This window comes from Bremerella alba (genome assembly GCF_013618625.1).
GTDB classification, from domain to species: domain Bacteria; phylum Planctomycetota; class Planctomycetia; order Pirellulales; family Pirellulaceae; genus Bremerella; species Bremerella alba.
This window is the reverse complement of the sequence record NZ_JABRWO010000008.1, coordinates 209,088-228,270: the sequence shown is the minus strand read 5'-3', so window position 1 is coordinate 228,270 and position 19,183 is coordinate 209,088. Positions and strand designations below refer to the sequence as shown.

Here is a 19,183-nt window from a genome sequence, read left to right as displayed (position 1 = left end):
GTCCCAGCGTTTTGCCTGATGCGGAAAATGGACAAAGTCAGTACAAAAAATAGGGGGAGGCGAGCTCCACGTAAAGTAGATAAGTCCAGTTCTCGTAACTTTTTTCACTAGCTTCGGACGCAACAAGGCCGGACGGAGGGTGGTATCCTGCCTATAATGAACGAAAACCCTTCCATGATGATCGTTTGCCCACCACACCAGGGAGCCGCCCCGATGCCGATGCGTTTGCAACCCATTTTGTCGCTCGCCACCCTCGTTTTGGTCTGCACGGCGACCTCACTTGTCCTTGCCCAAGAGCAGGCCAGCACCCCATCGATCGAATCGAATACCCTATCGAACGTCCGCCAAGTTACCTCCGGAATGGTCAAAGCTGGGGAAGGGTATTTTTCGCCCGACGGCAAGCGGATCGTCTACCAAGCCGTTCCCCCCCAGTACCCGTTCTATCAGATCTATACCCAGCCGTTGGCTGGCGGCGAGCCGGAACTGGTCAGTACCGGTCGTGGTCGCACAACGTGCGCCTACTTCACGGTCGATGGCAAGAACATCTTGTTCAGCAGCAGCCATAGCGACCCGAATATGAAGCAGACCGAAGACGAAGAGATCGCCAAACAGGAAGAAGAACGTCGCACCGGACAGCGCCGGCGGTATTCGTGGGACTTCGATCCTTACACCGACATCTACCTTAAGGACATGAAGTCAGGCGAGCTGACTCGTTTGACGACCGCCCAAGGCTACGATGCCGAAGGAGCGTTTTCGTACGATGGCAAGAAGATCGCGTTCTGCAGCGATCGCGACGGCGACCCTGATCTGTACATCATGGACGCCGACGGATCAAACCTGAAGCAGTTGACCGACGCCAAAGGATACGACGGAGGGCCATTCATTTCGCCTAATGGCAAATGGATTGTCTTTCGCAGCGATCGCAAAGAAGAAGGGTTTCTGCAGATTTATGTGATCTCGGTCGATGGTGAAAAAGAGTTTGCACTGACTGACAACGTGGGCGTCAACTGGGCACCGTATTGGCATCCGACCAAGCCGTATATCATTTGGGCTGGGGCCGATCACTCGAAGCCGGGTCGACCGAACTACGATCTGTGGCTCATGAAATACGAAGAAACGGAAGATGCGATCAAGCCTGGTCCCATCTGGCGGATCACCGATAGTGCGGCAGCCGATGTGCTGCCGGTCTTTTCGCCCGACGGCAAGAAGCTAATGTGGACCAGCACTCGCACCGACGATCATAGCAGCCAACTCTTTATCGCCGATTTTTTGTTCCCCGAAGACGAACCCCAGGAAGAAAAGTAACGAGCAACATGACGGAGACATCGATGCCGCAGACTAAGGCCTGCGGCTTTTTGATCGTGAAGGGAAACCCCATCGAGTCCTTTCTGTTGATGAAGCACCCCAAACGCTGGGATTTGCCCAAAGGACACGTCGACGAGGGGGAGACCGATATGCAGTGCGCACTGCGAGAACTGGAAGAGGAGACCGGCATCAGCGCCGAAGACATCACCGTCGACCCGAACTTTCGGTATCAGCTGCAGTATGTGGTCAACTACAAAAAGAAGTTCGGTGGTGCAGATACCTTGAAGACGGTCGTCTACTTCCTAGCCCGATTGGATAAAGAAGTTGAGCTCAATCTGACCGAGCACGGCGACGCGCAGTGGTTTGCCTGGGATCCGCCGCACGAGATTCAAGAGCAAACCATCAACCCGCTGCTGGCCGCAGTCGCCCAGCACGTGGGCAGAACGGCCTAGCGCGGCTACCGATGCAAGAATCGGCACACACGCGCCAAACTAGTCGACCACTTCGATCTCTAGCTGGCCGATGACCTGCGAAACCGGCAGAAATGCTGCGAACGCGCCGGAACCACTTAAATCGGTTTGCGTCACTTTGATGTAATCGACGCCAATGCCTTCTTTGCCCCGGGTAGCGTCTAGGGGCAACCAACGGTCGCCGACCCAGGCCTCGGTCCACATGTGGTAGGCGAAGCCTTGCTGATCGCCGTAATCGACATACACCAGGCCCAGGGCGCCCCGGGCAGGAATTCCCTGAGCACGCAGCAGGGCCATCAACAACACCGCATGTTCGGTGCAATCGCCGGTCTTACCTTGCGCAACTTCGGCAGCGGAAAGAAACCCTTGCGAGAAGTTTTTTTCCTCAATCGTCGCGTGAACGAATTTTTCCAGGGCGATGGCTTGCTGGGCAGGGTCCTTTGCTTCGATGGATGCCTTGCGGATTAGCGTCTGCACAGCGGGATCTTGGACCTGAACCAGGGGACTGGCAGCCAGTTCGGCAGCGGTGGGTTGCGGGCTTTCCGGCAAATCCGCCGGAGATTTTCCCTCGGGACGTATTCGCCAAACGCGTACTTGGGCCGTATTCGCGCCGATTGAGGTGACCTGTTGATTGGTGGTACTGGCGAAGATCTTGGCAGGATCACCCGAGTTCAGCTTCACTTGGTAGGTCAATTCCGGCAGATCCTCGCGGTTGCCTTCTGGCATGTCATCGACCGGGACAATCGTATCGAGTGCCAGGTCAAACGAAACGATCTTGTTGGCACTCAACGCGAACGGTTTCGGGCATCGGTAGATCTCGAAGTTTTGTACCGGGGAGGTCATCTTCACGATTTCGCCTGCACCGTCGACCCAGGCCGTCGATTCCAGTGGCGGCTGTCCTTTGATTTCGGTCAGATATCTGGTTCTTAGCAAGTTTACCGTCGACCCATCTAACATCGTGACGGCTTCCTTTGCCTGCCCCTCAATCGAGTGCTTGGCCACACGATTCAACGTGGGAACCAGGGCCATTGCGGAACGCTTCTGCCCCGCTTCGATAGGTGGGTTCTGAAATAAACGGTAGACCGCATGCAATCCGCCGTAGTCTGGCTGCCAGGTAATTGAGTCGTGCGTGGCCGCCTGATTTTGCCCTCCTTGAGTCGATATCCGCAGCGTTTTACCGTCCTCGGAAGTTTGGCCGGTGAATCGGGTCACGGAGCCAGCCTGATCGATTTTGGTAGTGAACTGCTTCAAAGAACCATTGGCAAGCGACAGGAAAACGTTCTCGACCCTCATCTTCAATGGTTGACCTGCCCGTTGGATCTGCAACTGTTCGACGGTTGTGGTCCGGACATACTCGGTTTGATCGTGCGTGAGCCGCTCGATCTTTTCCATCGTGTGACCGATTTTCTCGCCCTGAAGAACAATCGCCCCCCAGCTTTCCTGCGAGGACTCAATTTTTTCTGCATTCTGTCTCGGCGGCTCAGGCGACTTCGGGTCAGTACAACCGGCAAATCCAAACCAGATCAGCCCAAACGAAATCATCCATGCATTGCGTTGATTGGGGAGAGGCATCATCCACGCAGGGGAGAAAAGCTTCAAAAAGGGGACATCGCGACTACGTGGAAGTATACCAAACACCACATGCGTTTCGCCAAGGAATCATCGGGAAAGCAATTCGCACGCGTCCTGCCGTTGCCGCAGTCTAGTTGGACCGATCGTAACGGTTGGGTCACGCAGCGGCGGCGGTCATAGGTTGCGATTTCGTGCCGCGCGCGCCAAGTAAATTGTCTCATTAGATTTCAAAGATTGTCACTTAAGCCTGGAAAGTGGCCCGTTTTACGGTGCTATGTTCTCGGTAGATTCGCGTGAAACGCTCTTCGCCGGGCCTGATACCTTAGGCCCACCAAGCGGAGACCGATTGCGGAAAACAAGTCCGCAAGAAAACGCATCACGCAGCCGGAATCCAACCTAGGATTTGAAAAGAACCAGAGAACAACTTGGACGGGACACCGAGGCTTCCCAACCGAGCAAGAACACCGGAGCAGAGGTCACTCATGGGCTTCTTGAAGCGATTTTTCAAGAGCGTTTTTCACGAGAACGAAATGGGCCACATCGCCAACAGTTTCGAGCATCTCTCGGAAGAGCAATTGGAAGCACACCTGGACGTTGGAAGCTACAACGGCTTTGAATTAACCGAAGCTGTTCGCCCTTCTTTTGATTTGAAGGTGGTTCCTACACAAGGCTTTCGCCGAGAAACGTACCGCGACGAGCAAACCGGCAGCACGGTTCCTGTCCTGATGGGCAGCGCCACGCGGTCGAACTTGTTTGATACGTTCATGGATCTTTTGGATCCGTTGGGTACCGAAGTGGACGTCGTTCTCGAGTCGAGCCATCACCACGATGCCTCGCAGAATGGCGACTTGTACCGCGAACACATCGACCTTCCTGTTCTTAAGAGCATTCTTTGGGACTACGAAGATCTCTTGCTCAACGACGGTTGTACCGGCATTGCCGTACTGAATCCTCACCATCCACTGGAAGTCCAGTTCGACGAACACAAATTGCTGATCGTCTATGGCAACGCGCTCAAGCCGTTTGAAGAGGCCTTCATCGACCGAGACGTTTACCCCAGCCCTGGGATGAAATTCATCACCGAAGCAGAGCACGTCCATTCCTCGTCGCAGCAGTACCAGCAGCAATTCGACGAACTTCGGATGCGATTGGGCATGGACGAGAACTACAGCTAAGCGTCCCAGACCGATACACCAGAATAAGCCCGTCAGGCCGTGATGCATGTCACGGCCTGACGTGTTTCTTGCCAGCATGCTAGCTGGCCGATGATTTGACCTTGCTGTCAGCAGGCTGTTTCGTCAAACTCTCGCTCCCTCTAACGACCGACAGGAGCGCTATTTTGGCGAGGTGGCACCTTCTAATTTGCTGGCTGCTATTGGGCAGCTTGGGATGCAGCAGTTTCGTACCGCTATTGCATCACGCTGGAAGTGCGCCTGCAGCCCCCGTCGATAACCCCCACTTTGTCGCCATACGCGATCATGAACTGATGTGGGAGCAGATTGTCGATGCGGTCGATACGCACTTTAAAATTCGCACTGAACAGCGAGTGCGTGTTGTCGCCGGACAACTCACCGAAGGTCGCCTGGAAACCTATCCACGGATCGGCAGCACCATGCTCGAGCCGTGGCACACTGATTCAACCCGCGGTTATGAAAAGCTAGAGAGCACCCTGCAAACGATCCGTCGACGCTGCATTGTCCGCGTGACGCCAGAGCAGGGGGGTTACTTCATTGGCGTCGAAGTCCACAAGGAAATGGAAGACGTCACGGGGCCTTCCAACGCGCAAATGGCCTTGGAAGGGGTTCGCTTCGATGGCACACTCCGCAGCGGCGAGTCGACCCCTGAACTCGGCCCGCACACCGACGGATGGATTCCTCTTTGCCGCGACGTTCTGCTCGAACAGCGCATCCTGCAAGACATTCTCGCACGGCTTAACGGCATCGAAACTGAACGCCCACAAACGCCGTTCACGATTCATCAGTAGAACGACTCTAATTTCTCGGTCATCTCTAAAGGCCTGGAAGACCGACCCTTAAGCTGAACAGACCTAAGCCTAGCCCCCTTCTTGGGCCAGCTTTCGCAGCACTTCGATTCCGCGATCGATCGTTTCGTCGGGAGCCGCATACGAGATACGAAAGTGCGTATTCTCGCTGCTGAAAATGTTACCCGGGATGATCAGCAGATTGTTCTCGATCGCTTTGGTTACGAACTCGGTCCCTGTGCCCCAGGGAGCCTTAGGGAAGACATAGAACGCGCCACCTGGCTTCGAGATCTCGTAAAGATCCGATATCCCGTCGATCAGCCTATCGCGTTTTTTGCCATAGGCTTCGACGTGCGATGACATATCGACTTCCATCGCCGCAGCCCCGGCCCATTGGACCGGCTGAGGAGCACATACAAACGTGTACTGCTGCAGCTTGATCATCGTTTCGATTACTGCGGATGGCCCATGCACAAAGCCCAAACGCCAACCGGTCATGCCGTAGCTTTTGGAGAACCCATCGATCACGATCGTGTTTTCGTTGTATGTCGCTGGCGAGCAGAAGCTGTCGTCGTAAGTGAAGACGCGGTAAATCTCGTCCGACACGATCGCGATGTTCTTTTCCTGAGCCAGCTTAGCGACGGCTTCAACGACTTCCCGCTTCGCGACCACGCCGGTCGGGTTGGCAGGGCTATTAAGCAAGATCAGCTTTGTCTTGTCGGTGATCGCATCGGCGACCTTATGCACATCGATCTGAAAGTCGGGGTAGGTGCTCAGCACGACCGGCACGCCCCCGACCAGCTTGACCAGCGAGGCATACATGACGAAGTAGGGATCAAAGATGATCACCTCGTCGCCTGGGTTGACCATGGCCAACATCGACAGAACGAGCCCGCCGCTAGTTCCCGACGAAACGAAGACCTTGCGATCGGCATGGCCATATTCGTCATTGATCTGCGTCTGGAGCTTCTCGCGTAGGATGGGCATGCCCTGGGTCAGTGCATAACCATTCTTCCCCCCCTGGATCGCATCGATCGCCGCATCTTTGACCTCTTGTGGGACGTCGAAATCAGGCTGACCGATCGATAGATTGATCGGATCGGTCATATTCGCGGCAAGATCAAAAACTTTGCGGATTCCGCTCGAATCGAAAGCCGCAGTGCGTTCGGCAATCCAAGGATGGGTCATGGAAGGGGTCGATCATCTATTGGGGGAAATCAAACAAATACCGACCCGCAAGTATTACCGACCAGGCGAAAACTCACAAGAACCGCCCGAAATCGCTAGCGTCCCCGTCGTTTCGAGCGTTTATCTTTCTTCGGACCCGATGGCGACGTCCCCTGTTTGGACTTCTTAGCACCCTGGCCACCTTTTTTGGGCCGGCTCGACTGGCTCGAGAACTTCATGCTCGAGCTTTGGACCTTGGGCTTAAAGCCGCCGCCTGACTTTCCGCCAAGCGATTTTGCCGGCTGCTTGGTACTTTGCTCACCCGTTTTTTCTACGAACTGGTAGTCGAGCTCTCGCCGATCCAGATCCACCCGGGCAATTCGTACCGTCAGCACATCGCCTAAGCGGAACGAATTTCCGTCGTGATTGCCCACCAAGCTATGGGTGGTCGCGTCGTAGCGGTAGAAATCGTCGTTGAGCGAATCGATCCGGACCAAGCCGTCGGCAGGGACGTCTAAGGACTGCACGAAGAGCCCGAACGATTCGACCCCGGTGACCACGGCGTCGACCTCTTCCCCGATGCGGGTGCTCATGTAGGTGAGCAGTTTAATCTTGACCAGTTCCCGTTCGGCATCGGCCGCACGCTGTTCGCGTTCGCTGCAATGCTCTCCTTCGGCCAGCATCTGGCCAAAGTCTTGTGGCGGGCGAACGCCATGCTCGATCAGGTCGAACATGCGATGGACCGTCAGGTCGGGGTAGCGGCGGATAGGCGAAGTGAAGTGGCAATAATGCTCGCTCGCCAACGCATAGTGGCCGATCTCGTCGGGACTGTACACGGCCTTCTGCATGCTTCGCAGCACCGCGTAGTTCACTGCGGCTTGCTCAGGCTTTCCTTTGACCTCACTCAAGACCCGGATAATCTCGAACCGGCTATCCAGGCTGTCGCAATCAATTCCCAGATCGCGGACAAACTCGGTCAGGTCAGCCAGCTTCTTAGGGTCAGGCGAAGCATGGGCACGACGCAGAAAGAACAGCTCACGGTCGAACAGGGCTTCGGCCACAGCTTCATTCGCGGCGAGCATGAACTCTTCGATGATCTGATGGCTTTCAGTATTCTCGACCGTATGCGCCCCGGTCACCTCGCCATCTTTGTTAATGTCGAGTTTCAGTTCCGGCATGCTCAGTTCCATGCTTCCCCGAGCGAATCGACGCTTGCGGAGCATCATCGCCAACTCGTGCATTCGACCAACCAGGTCGAAGACATCCGGAGTGAGTTTTTCGGCCCACGGCTCACGATCGGCCAAATACTCGTCGACTTCTTCGTAGGCGAACCGCCGTTTGCTGCGAATCGCTCCTTTGCAGACTTCGGTATTTACTCGGGCACCTTCGGGCGTGAACTCAATGATTGCCGTTCTCGTGAAGCGGAGCTTGTCCGGCTGCAGACTGGCGAGGTTGTTGCTAATGGTCTCCGGCAACATCGGAATGACTTTGTCCGGCAGATAGACGCTCGTTGCACGGTTTCGGGCTTCCGCATCCAGAGCGCTTCCTTCCGGGACGAAGTGCGAGACGTCGGCGATGTGCACGCCTAGAACCCAGTGCCCGTTATCAAGCCGCTCCAAGCTAATCGCATCGTCAAAGTCGCGGGCGTCGATCGGGTCGATCGTAATAACGGTGTCACCGGTAAAATCTCGACGACCTTCGGGAATGGATTCATCAAACAAGTCGGCTTGTTCGCGGGCCACTTCCAGGGCTTCTTCAGGAAACTCGCGAGGCAAATCGTATTCAACGATGATCGACAGCAGGTCAACGCCCGGTTCACCCCGCTTACCGAGAACTTCCACAAGCACCGCTTCGCCATCGTGGGCATGCGAAGGGAAGCGGACCATTTCGATGACGACCTTGTCTTCAGGCTGTGCGTTTTTCGCTCCGGGATCTCCGACCGGAATAGGCTCGGCGAAGATACGTCCATCGATTTGAACCAGAGCCACGCCGTGGGTCTCGTAATAGGTGCCGACGAAACGATGCGTTTCGCGCTCGAGCACCTCGACCACTTCACCGCACAGACGCTGGTCCCCACGAGGACCTCGCCCCAGATAGGTGCGGATCAGAACCTGATCGCCGGTGGCGGCATCCATCCCACGACGCGGAGGGACAAAGATGTCGGCCTCGCGTCCCTTAGAGGCCGCGACACCTAGCGGGCGTACAAATCCGAACCCTTTGACGTTGCGTTGAAAGCGGCCTGTGATCCGCTTCTCGCCATCTTCCACCGAGGGCTTCTTCACCAAGTGATTGGATCCGTAACGAACCAGCCCCTTCCGAATCAGCCGCTTCAGGGCTCGCTTGAAGGGCTTACGATCATCCTCGGTAAGGCCCAACTTCTTGGCGATAATTTTTGGTTTGACCGGCTGGTAGTTCGGTCCATTAACGTGACTGAGTAGCTTTGCTTCTATTTCTTCTATTTCCATAATTCAAGTTTACGGCTCGCCTAACTTGCGAGCAATCATAAGAATCGCCCTATTGGCGATTTAGGAAGAATTGCTTAGACCAACGTCGTCGACGGCAGATACTTGCGAATTGCAGCCAAAGCCGGAGGATTACCGTTGGTTTGCCCCTGATATGGGGCCAGGTTCTCGCGAAACTTCGAGAGTCCGTCGAGGAACGAAACGAGATTGGACTTAGCGAACGACTCGATCGCCGTCCAACTTCCCACATTCATTTCCTTCAGGAAGTGGGAATTGATCATTTGCTCGTGATGCGAGGACTCGGGCAAGGCCAGGACCGGCTTGCCCAGGTAAATCGCCTCGCCAAGCGATTGGTTGCCTGCAGCGCCGATCAATGCGTCGCAGTGAATAAAGTCGTCGGTAAACCGTTGCTCGTCAATTTCGTGATAGGTCAGCGGACCGTCTGCGGGACGTTTGCCCAGGCCATAGACCTTTACAGGACGATCGCACGACTTGAGAAGGTGCAATGTGTCGTCTGTCGTTGCTTTTCGAACATACGAGAGGATGAAACCTTCTTCCGATGGGCGTGCCTCGCACACGTCCGGGCGGAGCAGGGGGCCCACTTGCACGACATCCTTGTACCCAGGGCGAAGTTTGGGCGTAAAGAACGACGAAACGACCGTAGCTTGCTTCTCGACATGGTGTGCCTTGACGACAAACCCCATAGCCCACGCATACCACTGCAAACTGGATGGCAACGTCGACAAATCGTATGACAGGAGAAAATCCTGATGATTCAAGCTGACCACCGGGATGTCGCACTTGCGACCTGCCTTGGGCAGGATGGGCTCGAAGTCGGAAACGATCAAATCCGGCTTCTCGCTCTCAATGACTTCCGTCGTTTCGCGAACGTTTTTGTTCAATTGTCCCAGGAACTTGAGCCCCTGGTAAATCGATTTCGAGAGATCAAGCCGCCGCTGGGTATAGTAAAACTTCAGGCCCGGCAATTTGCGAACTTCCACGCCAGGAAACTCTGGCGTGTTGTAGATTGGGGCAAGGAAGTCGTACGCTTCGTTGGGTGCGAATAGGACGAGTTCATGATCGTGACGGAGATGTTCCGTCATCGTCCGAACTCGGGCCGCGTGTCCACGCCCTTCGCCCGACATGCTGTAAAAGATTTTCGCCATAAGTACTTGGGGAAGAATCTCTCGGCGGAACTCAGCAAGGCTGATCCTCAACCCTGTCAAACATTCCGCATAAATGTCGCTGCATTTGCAGTGATTGTAATGTATATGTCGTGACCTTGCTGCGAGACAAGACAATTCCCATGAATTCGAGGTTCATCCTCGAAACAAGGAAGATGCCGTTAAATACTCTCATCAGCGTGGAATGGAACCGCCATTACTGGGGCTTCATCCGATCCGCGTAAGTCGACACCCAGCGCCGCTGCCATCAACTCTTGCCGGCGTCGTTCGACCTCCGCCGGATCTAATGGGATTACCTGGGCAGCATCTGGATTGGTTTCATAGGGTACGTCAATTATTTCGTAACGGCCGTCGGCGTATTCCAACAAAGCCGAGCTGTTTTCGATCCAGTCACCGGTGTTGTAATACGTGACCCCATGTTTTTCGACAACGATCGGGGTGTGAATATGGCCGCAAATCACTCCCTGACACTGCAGCGACTTGGCGTGCAGCATCAAGGTATCTTCAAAGTCGCTGACAAACTGGACCGCCGATTTTACGTTCTTCTTGATCGAAGCAGCCAAAGGCCAGCGGCTCAGGTTATGGTGCCGACGCCAACGATTAACGCGTTCGTCTGCCCAGCAAATCGAATCGTATAGGAACGATCCCATCACCGACATCCACTTGGCCTTCTTCTCGATCTGGTCGAACTTGTCACCATGGGTGACCAAGATTCGACGGCCATTGGGGCAGTGGTGAATGAACTGGTCGGCGATTTCGACGAAATCAAATTTGAAACGGAAACTGCGTAGGAAATCGTCGTGATTACCTGGCGTGTAGAAGATCTTAGTTCCGGTCTGAGACATCTCGAACAAGCGGCTCAGGATGGCATTATAGACCGGCTCCCAGTGCCAACGTTTGCGTAGACGCCATCCATCGATGAAGTCCCCCACAATGTAGATGTACTGCGGTTCGTGTTGATTCAGCAGATCCAAGAAAGGCTCGACTCGGGCATAAGGACAACCCAAGTGGAGATCGCTGAAAAATAACGTTCTGACCCGTTCTCGATTGCTCGACATGGCACCCATAATCTGACAGGCTCCATCCTGATCGAAGTTCTAAGGGACTCAAAAGCCTTAGCCGGGGGCCATCGAAACTTCAAACGATCCTGCGAAGTTGCGATGGTAGCTTAAGGAAACCTTTCGGAACATTAGCTGTTATGACACGCAATCGTTGAGATGGAGTGAATGGGCCGTAAAGGTATCATAAATCTGGCACGTGGTGACGCTTGTCGATTTGTCTGAAAGAATTGCCTTTCAGCCATCACCAGATATACCGTAAGGCGATTGAGTAACGTGACTTACGGCGAGTACACGACGCAAATCCAAGCCGCTTACTGCTTGGATTTAATCTCTTACATGCGCATGAGAACCACGGGGGGCACAAAAGATTATCGACATTGCATCGACAATCGTCCCTCGTGGAAAAGATGTCGTTGAAACGACTTCAACGTAGAGTAGGGCTCTTTTAAGAGTCCCCACCACCTTTGTAGATCTTTCGACCGAACTGCGGACTGTAAGTTGTCCAGCGGCTATCGGTGTTCACATCGTCGGCGAGAAGTTTATCGAAACCGTGCATGTGGGCATCCAGGCTATCGATATAGTGCAAAGCAAGCGCTTCCGCTGTCATCGGTACCTTCGGGCTGCCAAACTCAAGCTTCCCGTGATGGCTGACAACCATGTGTTTAAGCCGCAGTGCCAGCTCTTCTGGGAAGGGCTCGCCGGCTAACTTCTCGGCTTCGACGGTCAGTCGGTCGACGATACTCACTCCGCTCACCAGATGGCCAATCAATTGACCTTCGTCACTGTAAGCGAGGCCTTTGTCAGAGCTAAGTTCGTCGACTTTGCCCATGTCGTGAAACAAAACTCCCATCACCAACAGGTCTTCGTTGACCTGCGGATAGAACGGAACGATTGCTTTGCCGACCTTGATCAGATTGACCACATGCTCAAGCAAACCACCTTCATAGGCATGGTGATTCTTTACGGCAGCCGGTGACTTACGGAAACGGGCAATCAGTGCCTCATCGATCAAGAAGCACTCGGCCAGATTCCTGAGGTGAATGTTGCGGATAGCCCGCAAATGCTCGGCCAATTCCTTCAGCATGTCGTCCATCCGCTGCGGACTGACTTGCATGAAGTCCGATTCATCGACCTCGCGTGGGTCGACCTTATCGATCTGCGAGACAATGACCTGCATGGCCCCATTGTAAAACTGGGATGTTCCCTGAATTCTAATATAGTCGCCGTCTTCAAATCGTTTGTAGATGCCTTCATTGGCATTCCACATCATGGCGTTTACGGCACCTGATTTGTCGGATAGCTGCAACTGCAGGTAAAGGTTCCCCTGGCGGTTGGGACGAAGTTGCTTACTAGAAGCGACGTAAACTTCGTTAATGCTCTCATTTTCACCCAACTGCGTGATGCTTCTTCTGGCCATTCTGGGTCCTGTATTCTCTGATTCCCATTTGCTGCTGTTCCGCAAATCGCGTTCCCCCCATGAGATAAGGTTGGAGGCGATTCTAAAGACACCCCACTTTTCCAACAAGGACCCACAATTCAGGTTGCATGTATCCACAAACGTACCTCGGCTGTCCTCAGTTGAAAGATTTTTTTAGAATGCCGATCCACCCCATGGTGCAAACTTGCCCTTAGTAAAGACATAGGAACATAGGGATACCGATGGCCAAGGCGCCCAAGAACGCAATTAGCCCGACTCGTGAAGCGGACTATCCCGAGTGGTACCAACAAGTGATCAAGGCCGCAGACTTGGCCGAGATATCCCCCGTACGCGGGTGCATGGTGATCAAACCATGGGGCTGGGGTATTTGGGAAAACATGCAAAAAGTTCTCGATGGTATGTTCAAAGATACCGGCCACGAGAATGCTTACTTCCCGCTCTTTATTCCCATGAGTTTTCTGGAAAAAGAGGCCGAGCACGTCGAAGGCTTTGCCAAGGAATGTGCCGTCGTCACGCACCACCGCCTGGAACCAGGACCAGATGGGGGCCTAGTGCCAGCTGGCAAGCTAGACGAACCCCTGATCGTGCGGCCGACCAGTGAAACGATCATTGGCTCGATGTACGCCAAATGGGTGCAGTCGTATCGCGATCTGCCGATTCTGATCAATCAGTGGGCCAATGTCGTTCGCTGGGAACTTCGTACACGGATGTTTCTGCGAACGGCCGAATTCTTATGGCAGGAAGGGCATACGGCGCATGCCACTAAGGAAGAGGCCCTGTTCGAAACGCGTCAGATGCTCGATGTCTATGCGGATTTCGCAGAGAACTACATGGCCATGCCGGTCATCAAAGGCGAAAAGCCGTCGTGGGAACGCTTCCCAGGGGCCGACATGACGGTCAGCATCGAAGCGATGATGCAGGACCGCAAAGCGCTTCAAGCAGGCACTTCTCACTTCCTGGGTCAGAACTTCTCGAAAGCCCAGGAGATCAAGTTTCAGTCGGCGGAAGGGACTGAAGAGTTTGCCTGGACGACATCGTGGGGTGTTTCGACTCGCTTGGTCGGCGGACTAATTATGACCCACAGCGACGATGACGGCCTTGTTGTCCCACCACGATTGGCCCCGAAACACATCGTGATCCTTCCCATCTATCGTAGCGACGAAGAGAAAGCTACGGTCCTCGCGTTTTGTGCTGATTTGGAAGCCAAGCTCAAGGCACAAATGTACGACGGGGCTCCGATTCGCGTGATCATGGATGACCGTGACTTACGGGGCGGTGAAAAGACCTGGTACCACATCAAGCGTGGCGTGCCGGTTCGCGTTGAGGTGGGACCACGCGATGTGGCCTCGGGAAGCGTATTCGTGGGCCGACGCGATCAAACTCCGAAAGAGAAGCAGGCCGTTGCGGTCGATCAATTCGTCGCGGAACTTCCTTCCACGCTCACCGAGATTCAAGATGGCCTATTCGAGAAGGCCAAGAAGCTACGTGAGGACCACTCGCGCAAGGTCGACTCCCTAGATGAACTCAAAAAATGGTTCACCCCCAAGAGCGACAACAAGCCAGAGATTCATGGCGGCTTTGCTTACGTCCACTGTGCGGACGCGAAGGAGGTCGAAGATGAGCTTAAGAAGCTCAAACTAACGGCTCGCTGTGTACCTGTCGATGGCGAGCAGGAACCGGGAAAATGCCTTTTCACCGGGCAGGAAGTTGCTCAGCGGATGTTGATCGCCAAGGCTTACTAGAGCGGTTCAGCGATAACCCTAGCGCCATCTAGGCAAGTCGAGTAAGCTAGGCATCATCTAGGAGGTACTGATGAAGGCTTACTCAAGAGAGTTTCGGCGAGATGTGCTCGCAGCGTGTGATTCTGGTGGAAAGACGCGCGAAGTAGCGACTCGGTTTGGTGTGTCTGAATCTTGGATCAGACGGATCAAACAGGAGCGGCGTGAGTCAGGCAAAGTTGCTGCCAAGACGACGCGTAATCGTAAGCGTTCTTGGGATGACTGGGGCGTCTGGCTGACGCAGAAAATCGACACGCGATCCGATATTTACCTGCGTGAGATCCAGGCCGATTTAAAATCGGAATTGGGCGTCGAAGTCTCGCTCTGGACCATTTGCCAGGCGTGCCGTGCTCTCAAGCGGACGCGAAAAAAAAGACGCTGATCGCCGCGGAACAGAAACGCCAAGACGTAGTCGAAAAGCGTGCCCAGTGGAAACGTGATCAATCACGCATCGATCCCAAGCGAGCCGTCTTCATTGATGAGACTTGGGCCAAGACCAATATGACCCGCACGTACGGCCGATCAGAGCAAGGGACGCGGTTGATCGAGCATGTTCCCGCAGGCCGTTGGGAAACGACTACCTTTCTCGGAGCCCTGCGACATGAAGGCTTCACGGCGCCATTAACGGTGGATGGCCCGATCAACGGGGCCATCGTTCTGGCTTGGGTCGAGCAGCACTTGGCACCCACATTGTCCGCCGGGGATGTCGTCATCTTGGACAATCTGTCGAGCCACAAAGTCAGCGGTGTACGCGAGGCGATTGAAAAAACAGGGGCCGAATTGCGTTTTCTGCCGCCGTACTCGCCTGACCTGAATCCTATCGAACTTGCGTTCGCCAAACTTAAGAAACTCCTACGCGATAGTGCCGAGCGAACCGTCGACAAACTATGGGACCTCTGCGGCCGAGTCCTCGACGAGTTCTCCTCAGCAGAATGCCTCAACTACATGCGGCACTGCGGCTACGCTACAGTTAACGCTTAACCGCACTAGGACTAGCGATTAGCGGTCAAGAAACAAAAACGGGTGCGATTTTCATCGCACCCGTTTTTTTGGATGATGCTTAAGCTTAGTAAGATTCGATCACAGTGCCATCAGCCATGGCCGTGAGCTGCATCCAAACGTCGTTGTCGATCGTCAACGCAATCGCGTGAACCGAACCGTCGCCGAAGACGCACTGCTCAACGTTATGAGGCGTACATGCCGATTGCGACAGCGAGTTGATTGCCTGCGACGAAATGAAGACCGGTGCAAACAGCGATGTTGCTGGTGCGTTTGTTCCATCAGGAAGGTAACCAGCATCATCTTCAATTGCCGAATACGCTCCCGGCAATTGAGAGGCTGTCGGATAGCGTCCCACAAGTGCCGCTCGTGCTCGGCCGGCGGTAATGAACGCCGACTCACCAGAATCGGTCTGATCAGCAACGCCACCAGTAAAACCTGCCGCAGTAACTTCAGCGACCATGACGGTATTCGATAGGCCGTCGGTTACCTTAGCCAAGTTGGTGGGGAAAGCAGGACGGAACATGCCGCCTAAATCCACCTTCTTGGCGCGGTAATTGGGAGTGCCACTGGTGCCATCGGTGTCGAAGAATGCCGGACGCGAATAGGAGCCTCCAACGGATGTCGATACAGTTCGATTGAACTGTTGCTCCGATAGGGCAGAGATCCAGCCTTCCGCACCGGCATAGTTGGTGATGCCGATACCATCGACGGGGGTCAGGTTGTCATTCTCTGGGTCGGAAGGACATTGCAACATCTCTATTTGCGTTTCGAGAAATGCCTGCCCATCAGCAGAGATGTTCATGTTGAGACTTTCAGCCAGATTGTTTTGTTCTAGCTGAGGCAAAATCTTGGCGATCCAGGTAAAGCCATTGACGTCTACGGCCTCTGGTAGGGTTTCATCCGTCGTCGAATAGTTGGTCAGGGCCAAACCAATCTGCTTCAAGTTGTTCTGGCACTCGGCACGCCGACCGGCCTCACGGGCCATTTGAACCGCAGGCAGGGTCAAACCCACCAAAATCCCAATGATCGCGATAACGACCAGGAGCTCCACGAGCGTGAAACCGCGACGTACGTTCGTCGCGCGAGAGACATAATTGTTCATACGAGTAGACCTTCCGAGCGATTCGATGAGCCGGCACAGAGAAGTTTTGTGGCTGAGAAAGCTGGCTGCATTTCTTAGTACTCCTAATTGTTACCGAACTGTGCCCATAACTCAAGGGATTTGTCGACTTAGCACCTATCAAATCGCCCTGGATTTACCTGGCCAGCACAACAATCCCCACCATTGGCCCACAAATAGTGTCCATTTCGGTGAATTGCCGCCCCAAATCTCAAAATAGGCAAGAATGCTAGACCTTGCGGATATGGCAAAGCGATCTAGCTAACGACAGTGGACTGAATTTCCACGGCGGCTATCTCGATAAACCAACTAAACCTGGACTAGCTGCGAGACGCTACGCACCACCTATCAAGCCCCTTGGCGGCGATAGATCTCCTGGTTTCGCCCTGATCGGCGAGTCGACCAAGAGATCAATAAAGAGGTTCGATGGGGAAGCGTAAGTTTATTACCCGCCCCGATGGACACACGGGCGTTAAGGCATCCGAGCGGCGGGTTGGGTAATTCGCGTTATGGACGCTCACGAATTCCTGGGAATTGGAGGGATTTTTACGATGAAAATGGATTGGAAGGCCGCCATGTTGGCAGCCGCAATGATGGTCGGCGGTTCGACCGTCGCTTCGGCTCAGGAAGCTGGCATTTATGACGCCAGCCAGGTCAACTACAACGCAATCGCTTCGGATTGTGGTTGTGCGTCGGATGTAGCATGTGGCTGCGATACCGACCTGACCTGCGGATCAGAATGTGGCTGTTACAGCGACTCTTGCTGTGGCGGCATGGATTGGTTCGGTTGTTGCGAGCATGGCGACGCCTGGACCCTGTTTGGCGAAAACTGCTGCGGAGTTGAAATCGGTGGTTGGGTTTCGGCTGGTTACTATGGCAACTTCCGTGGTGTTAACACCAACAACGGAAATGGCCCGGTTCCCTTCCGAGGTATCTCCAACGCTGCCACGTTGAATCAGGCTTGGATTTACGCCGAAAAGGCTGCCGACGCCGAAACATACTGCTTCGACCTCGGTTACCGAGTTGACGCAGTCTTTGGTGCTGACGGTCCGGACACCCAAGCTTTCGGTTACGGCAATCGTAATCGTTGGGACAACGACTGGGACAGTGCTGTAACGGCAGATGGCGAAGAACTGTACGGTTCGGCCATTCCTCAGGCTTACATGACTGCTGCTTGGGGCGATTGGGAAGTTAAAGTCGGTCACTTCTACACCATCATTGGTTACGAAGTCGTTCAGGCTCCTGACAACTTCTTCTCCAGCTACGCCTACACGATGAACTACGGCGAACCGTTCACCCACGGTGGTGTGCTCGCTACCTACAGCGGTGTTGAAGACACCACGCTTTGGGGCGGTTACGTTCAAGGTTGGGACACGGCTTTTGACAACTGGGAAGGTCAAGCGACTTTCCTCGGTGGTGTTAGCCGCGACCTATCCGACAGCACCACGATCACTTGGGCCGTCAACGCCGGTGACTGGGGCAAGACCAATGGCGGTAACATCTACATGAACAGCTTCGTGCTGACTCATGACATCGGATGTGGCTACAGCTATGTCTTCCAGCACGACTTGGGCGTTCAGACGAACATCCCTGGTGAAGCTGCTTACTGGTACGGTGTTAACCAGTACTTCTTCAAGGAAATCAACGACTGCTGGTCGGCTGGTATCCGTGCAGAATGGTTCTGCGACGAAGACGGTGCTCGTGTTGGCTTCGGGCCAGGTAGCTACTACGCTACGACTGTCGGCTTGAACTGGAAGCCAACTGCCAATGTCACCGTTCGTCCTGAAGCTCGCTTCGAAAAGTTCGACGGCATCTACGGCAACGGCGGCACGCCATACGCCGAAGGCACGCATGATGACTGTGTGTTCTACGGTGTCGACGCTATCTTCACCTTCTAAGAAGGTGTGAGAGTCGAAAGACGCTTACAAAAGTGCCGCGGGTGGAAACATCCGCGGCACTTTTTATTTCTTGTAAGATGTTTCTAGCATTCCTCACATCCATTCCTACACTGATCGAAAGAGAACCCCTTGGGAGAAATCCAAGAGCCACGAAATATCTTGCCGATTGTCGCCGCGTTTAGCCGCTATCCGGCGGCACTCGCGTGGGGAAAAGCACAAGCCGAAGCCGCTTGGGGAGAGATCGCCCTGGTCAGCGAGCCTTTTTTGCTAACCGAGACAACCTATTACGATCAGGAAATGGGCCCCGAACAATACAAACAGTTTTGGGCATTTTCTCAACTTCGCTCTTCCGCCGATCTTCCCGATTGGAAACGAACTTCCAATGCCTGGGAACAAGACTACGCCGCGCAGGGACTTTGGCCCGAACAGCGTCCCTTAAACTTGGACCCCGGCTATATCTCGGAAGCCAAGCTGGTCCTTGGCACCACCAAGGATCGTGATCACCGGATTTATTTGCGAGATGGTATCTACGCTGAAGTCACACTTCACTTTCGCCGAAAAGCATGGACCTCGTGGCCTTGGACCTATCCAGACTACCAACGGCCAGAGTATCACGAGTTTTTCGATCGCTGCCGAACCTACCTACGCCAGCAGCTGACGTCGTAGAAAGAGCGGTCTACGAATGGCCGCTTTTTTAAATAGAATGGAATCTTTCCTCTTCGACCTCAAATACTTCTACTCAGGA

General features: G+C 54.3%; 16 protein-coding genes. 9 read left to right on the top strand and 7 right to left on the bottom strand.

The annotated features are described in order from the left end of the window. Window positions 1-213: 213 nt before the first annotated feature. Entirely contained in the window at window positions 214-1,305 is a 1,092-nt protein-coding gene (locus tag HOV93_RS15185; RefSeq protein WP_207397361.1) for a TolB family protein, read from the top strand. Between the two features lie 23 nt (window positions 1,306-1,328). Next, on the top strand, window positions 1,329-1,757 hold the full coding sequence (locus HOV93_RS15180) for a bis(5'-nucleosyl)-tetraphosphatase (RefSeq protein ID WP_235990410.1): 429 nt from the start codon (window positions 1,329-1,331) through the stop codon (window positions 1,755-1,757). 39 nt (window positions 1,758-1,796) lie between these two features. Here the strand turns inward: HOV93_RS15180 and HOV93_RS15175 are convergent, their stop codons facing one another. Further along, window positions 1,797-3,317: a transglutaminase-like domain-containing protein gene (locus HOV93_RS15175; RefSeq protein WP_207397359.1), complete on the bottom strand. Its 1,521-nt coding sequence runs from the start codon at window positions 3,315-3,317 to the stop codon at window positions 1,797-1,799. A gap of 560 nt (window positions 3,318-3,877) precedes the next feature. Between HOV93_RS15175 and HOV93_RS15170 the strand changes: the two genes are divergently transcribed. Both HOV93_RS15170 and HOV93_RS15165 read left to right on the top strand, forming a co-directional pair. Then, window positions 3,878-4,522 carry a hypothetical protein gene (locus HOV93_RS15170; RefSeq protein ID WP_235990409.1) on the top strand — a complete coding sequence of 215 codons (645 nt, stop codon included), beginning with the start codon at window positions 3,878-3,880 and terminating at the stop codon, window positions 4,520-4,522. A 164-nt stretch (window positions 4,523-4,686) separates the two neighbouring features. After that, window positions 4,687-5,331 (top strand): hypothetical protein, encoded by a 645-nt coding sequence (locus tag HOV93_RS15165; RefSeq protein WP_207397357.1) that lies wholly within the window; start codon window positions 4,687-4,689, stop codon window positions 5,329-5,331. A gap of 69 nt (window positions 5,332-5,400) precedes the next feature. Here the strand turns inward: HOV93_RS15165 and HOV93_RS15160 are convergent, their stop codons facing one another. The 5 genes from HOV93_RS15160 to HOV93_RS15140 all read right to left on the bottom strand — a co-directional run bounded on the left by HOV93_RS15160 (window position 5,401) and on the right by HOV93_RS15140 (window position 12,619). After that, window positions 5,401-6,516, bottom strand: a complete 1,116-nt coding sequence (locus HOV93_RS15160) for a pyridoxal phosphate-dependent aminotransferase (RefSeq protein WP_207397356.1) — start codon at window positions 6,514-6,516, stop codon at window positions 5,401-5,403. 95 nt (window positions 6,517-6,611) lie between these two features. Next, window positions 6,612-8,960, bottom strand: coding sequence for a ribonuclease R (gene rnr / locus HOV93_RS15155; RefSeq protein ID WP_207397355.1), 2,349 nt, complete (start codon window positions 8,958-8,960; stop codon window positions 6,612-6,614). Window positions 8,961-9,034: 74 nt separating this feature from the next. Beyond that, on the bottom strand, window positions 9,035-10,123 hold the full coding sequence (locus tag HOV93_RS15150; RefSeq protein WP_207397354.1) for a glycosyltransferase family protein: 1,089 nt from the start codon (window positions 10,121-10,123) through the stop codon (window positions 9,035-9,037). Between the two features lie 179 nt (window positions 10,124-10,302). Further along, on the bottom strand, window positions 10,303-11,199 hold the full coding sequence (locus tag HOV93_RS15145; RefSeq protein ID WP_207397353.1) for a UDP-2,3-diacylglucosamine diphosphatase: 897 nt from the start codon (window positions 11,197-11,199) through the stop codon (window positions 10,303-10,305). A 448-nt stretch (window positions 11,200-11,647) separates the two neighbouring features. Next, complete coding sequence (locus HOV93_RS15140; RefSeq protein ID WP_207397352.1) at window positions 11,648-12,619, bottom strand: 3'-5' exoribonuclease YhaM family protein; 972 nt, start codon at window positions 12,617-12,619, stop codon at window positions 11,648-11,650. A gap of 242 nt (window positions 12,620-12,861) precedes the next feature. Between HOV93_RS15140 and proS the strand changes: the two genes are divergently transcribed. From proS to HOV93_RS15125, 3 genes are all read left to right on the top strand, one after another. Next, window positions 12,862-14,382 (top strand): proline--tRNA ligase, encoded by a 1,521-nt coding sequence (gene proS / locus HOV93_RS15135; protein WP_207397351.1) that lies wholly within the window; start codon window positions 12,862-12,864, stop codon window positions 14,380-14,382. 70 nt (window positions 14,383-14,452) lie between these two features. Continuing rightward, a complete protein-coding gene (locus HOV93_RS15130; protein WP_207397350.1) occupies window positions 14,453-14,800 on the top strand; it encodes an IS630 transposase-related protein in 348 nt (115 codons plus the stop codon). Continuing rightward, a complete protein-coding gene (locus HOV93_RS15125; RefSeq protein ID WP_207397349.1) occupies window positions 14,761-15,399 on the top strand; it encodes an IS630 family transposase in 639 nt (212 codons plus the stop codon). The genes HOV93_RS15130 and HOV93_RS15125 overlap by 40 nt, the downstream gene beginning before the upstream one ends. An 85-nt stretch (window positions 15,400-15,484) precedes the next feature. On the opposite strand, the gene HOV93_RS15120 is transcribed toward HOV93_RS15125, so the two are convergent. Next, on the bottom strand, window positions 15,485-16,522 hold the full coding sequence (locus tag HOV93_RS15120; protein WP_207397348.1) for a DUF1559 family PulG-like putative transporter: 1,038 nt from the start codon (window positions 16,520-16,522) through the stop codon (window positions 15,485-15,487). A gap of 569 nt (window positions 16,523-17,091) precedes the next feature. On the opposite strand from HOV93_RS15120, the gene HOV93_RS15115 reads away from it, so the two are divergent. Next, window positions 17,092-18,438: an outer membrane beta-barrel protein gene (locus HOV93_RS15115; RefSeq protein ID WP_207397347.1), complete on the top strand. Its 1,347-nt coding sequence runs from the start codon at window positions 17,092-17,094 to the stop codon at window positions 18,436-18,438. 129 nt (window positions 18,439-18,567) lie between these two features. Further along, window positions 18,568-19,104, top strand: a complete 537-nt coding sequence (locus HOV93_RS15110; protein WP_207397346.1) for a DUF4416 family protein — start codon at window positions 18,568-18,570, stop codon at window positions 19,102-19,104. Window positions 19,105-19,183: the final 79 nt, after the last annotated feature.

What these genes read in the sequence shown, in the direction of transcription:
- HOV93_RS15185 (WP_207397361.1), top strand. Translation starts at nt 214, where the DNA reads ATGCCGATGCGTTTGCAACCCATTTTGTCGCTCGCCACCCTCGTTTTG.
- HOV93_RS15180 (WP_235990410.1), top strand. Translation starts at nt 1,329, where the DNA reads ATGCCGCAGACTAAGGCCTGCGGCTTTTTGATCGTGAAGGGAAACCCC.
- HOV93_RS15175 (WP_207397359.1), bottom strand. Translation starts at nt 3,317, where the DNA reads ATGATTTCGTTTGGGCTGATCTGGTTTGGATTTGCCGGTTGTACTGAC.
- HOV93_RS15170 (WP_235990409.1), top strand. Translation starts at nt 3,878, where the DNA reads ATGGGCCACATCGCCAACAGTTTCGAGCATCTCTCGGAAGAGCAATTG.
- HOV93_RS15160 (WP_207397356.1), bottom strand. Translation starts at nt 6,516, where the DNA reads ATGACCCATCCTTGGATTGCCGAACGCACTGCGGCTTTCGATTCGAGC.
- rnr (WP_207397355.1), bottom strand. Translation starts at nt 8,960, where the DNA reads ATGGAAATAGAAGAAATAGAAGCAAAGCTACTCAGTCACGTTAATGGA.
- HOV93_RS15150 (WP_207397354.1), bottom strand. Translation starts at nt 10,123, where the DNA reads ATGGCGAAAATCTTTTACAGCATGTCGGGCGAAGGGCGTGGACACGCG.
- HOV93_RS15145 (WP_207397353.1), bottom strand. Translation starts at nt 11,199, where the DNA reads ATGTCGAGCAATCGAGAACGGGTCAGAACGTTATTTTTCAGCGATCTC.
- HOV93_RS15140 (WP_207397352.1), bottom strand. Translation starts at nt 12,619, where the DNA reads ATGGCCAGAAGAAGCATCACGCAGTTGGGTGAAAATGAGAGCATTAAC.
- proS (WP_207397351.1), top strand. Translation starts at nt 12,862, where the DNA reads ATGGCCAAGGCGCCCAAGAACGCAATTAGCCCGACTCGTGAAGCGGAC.
- HOV93_RS15130 (WP_207397350.1), top strand. Translation starts at nt 14,453, where the DNA reads ATGAAGGCTTACTCAAGAGAGTTTCGGCGAGATGTGCTCGCAGCGTGT.
- HOV93_RS15120 (WP_207397348.1), bottom strand. Translation starts at nt 16,522, where the DNA reads ATGAACAATTATGTCTCTCGCGCGACGAACGTACGTCGCGGTTTCACG.
- HOV93_RS15115 (WP_207397347.1), top strand. Translation starts at nt 17,092, where the DNA reads ATGAAAATGGATTGGAAGGCCGCCATGTTGGCAGCCGCAATGATGGTC.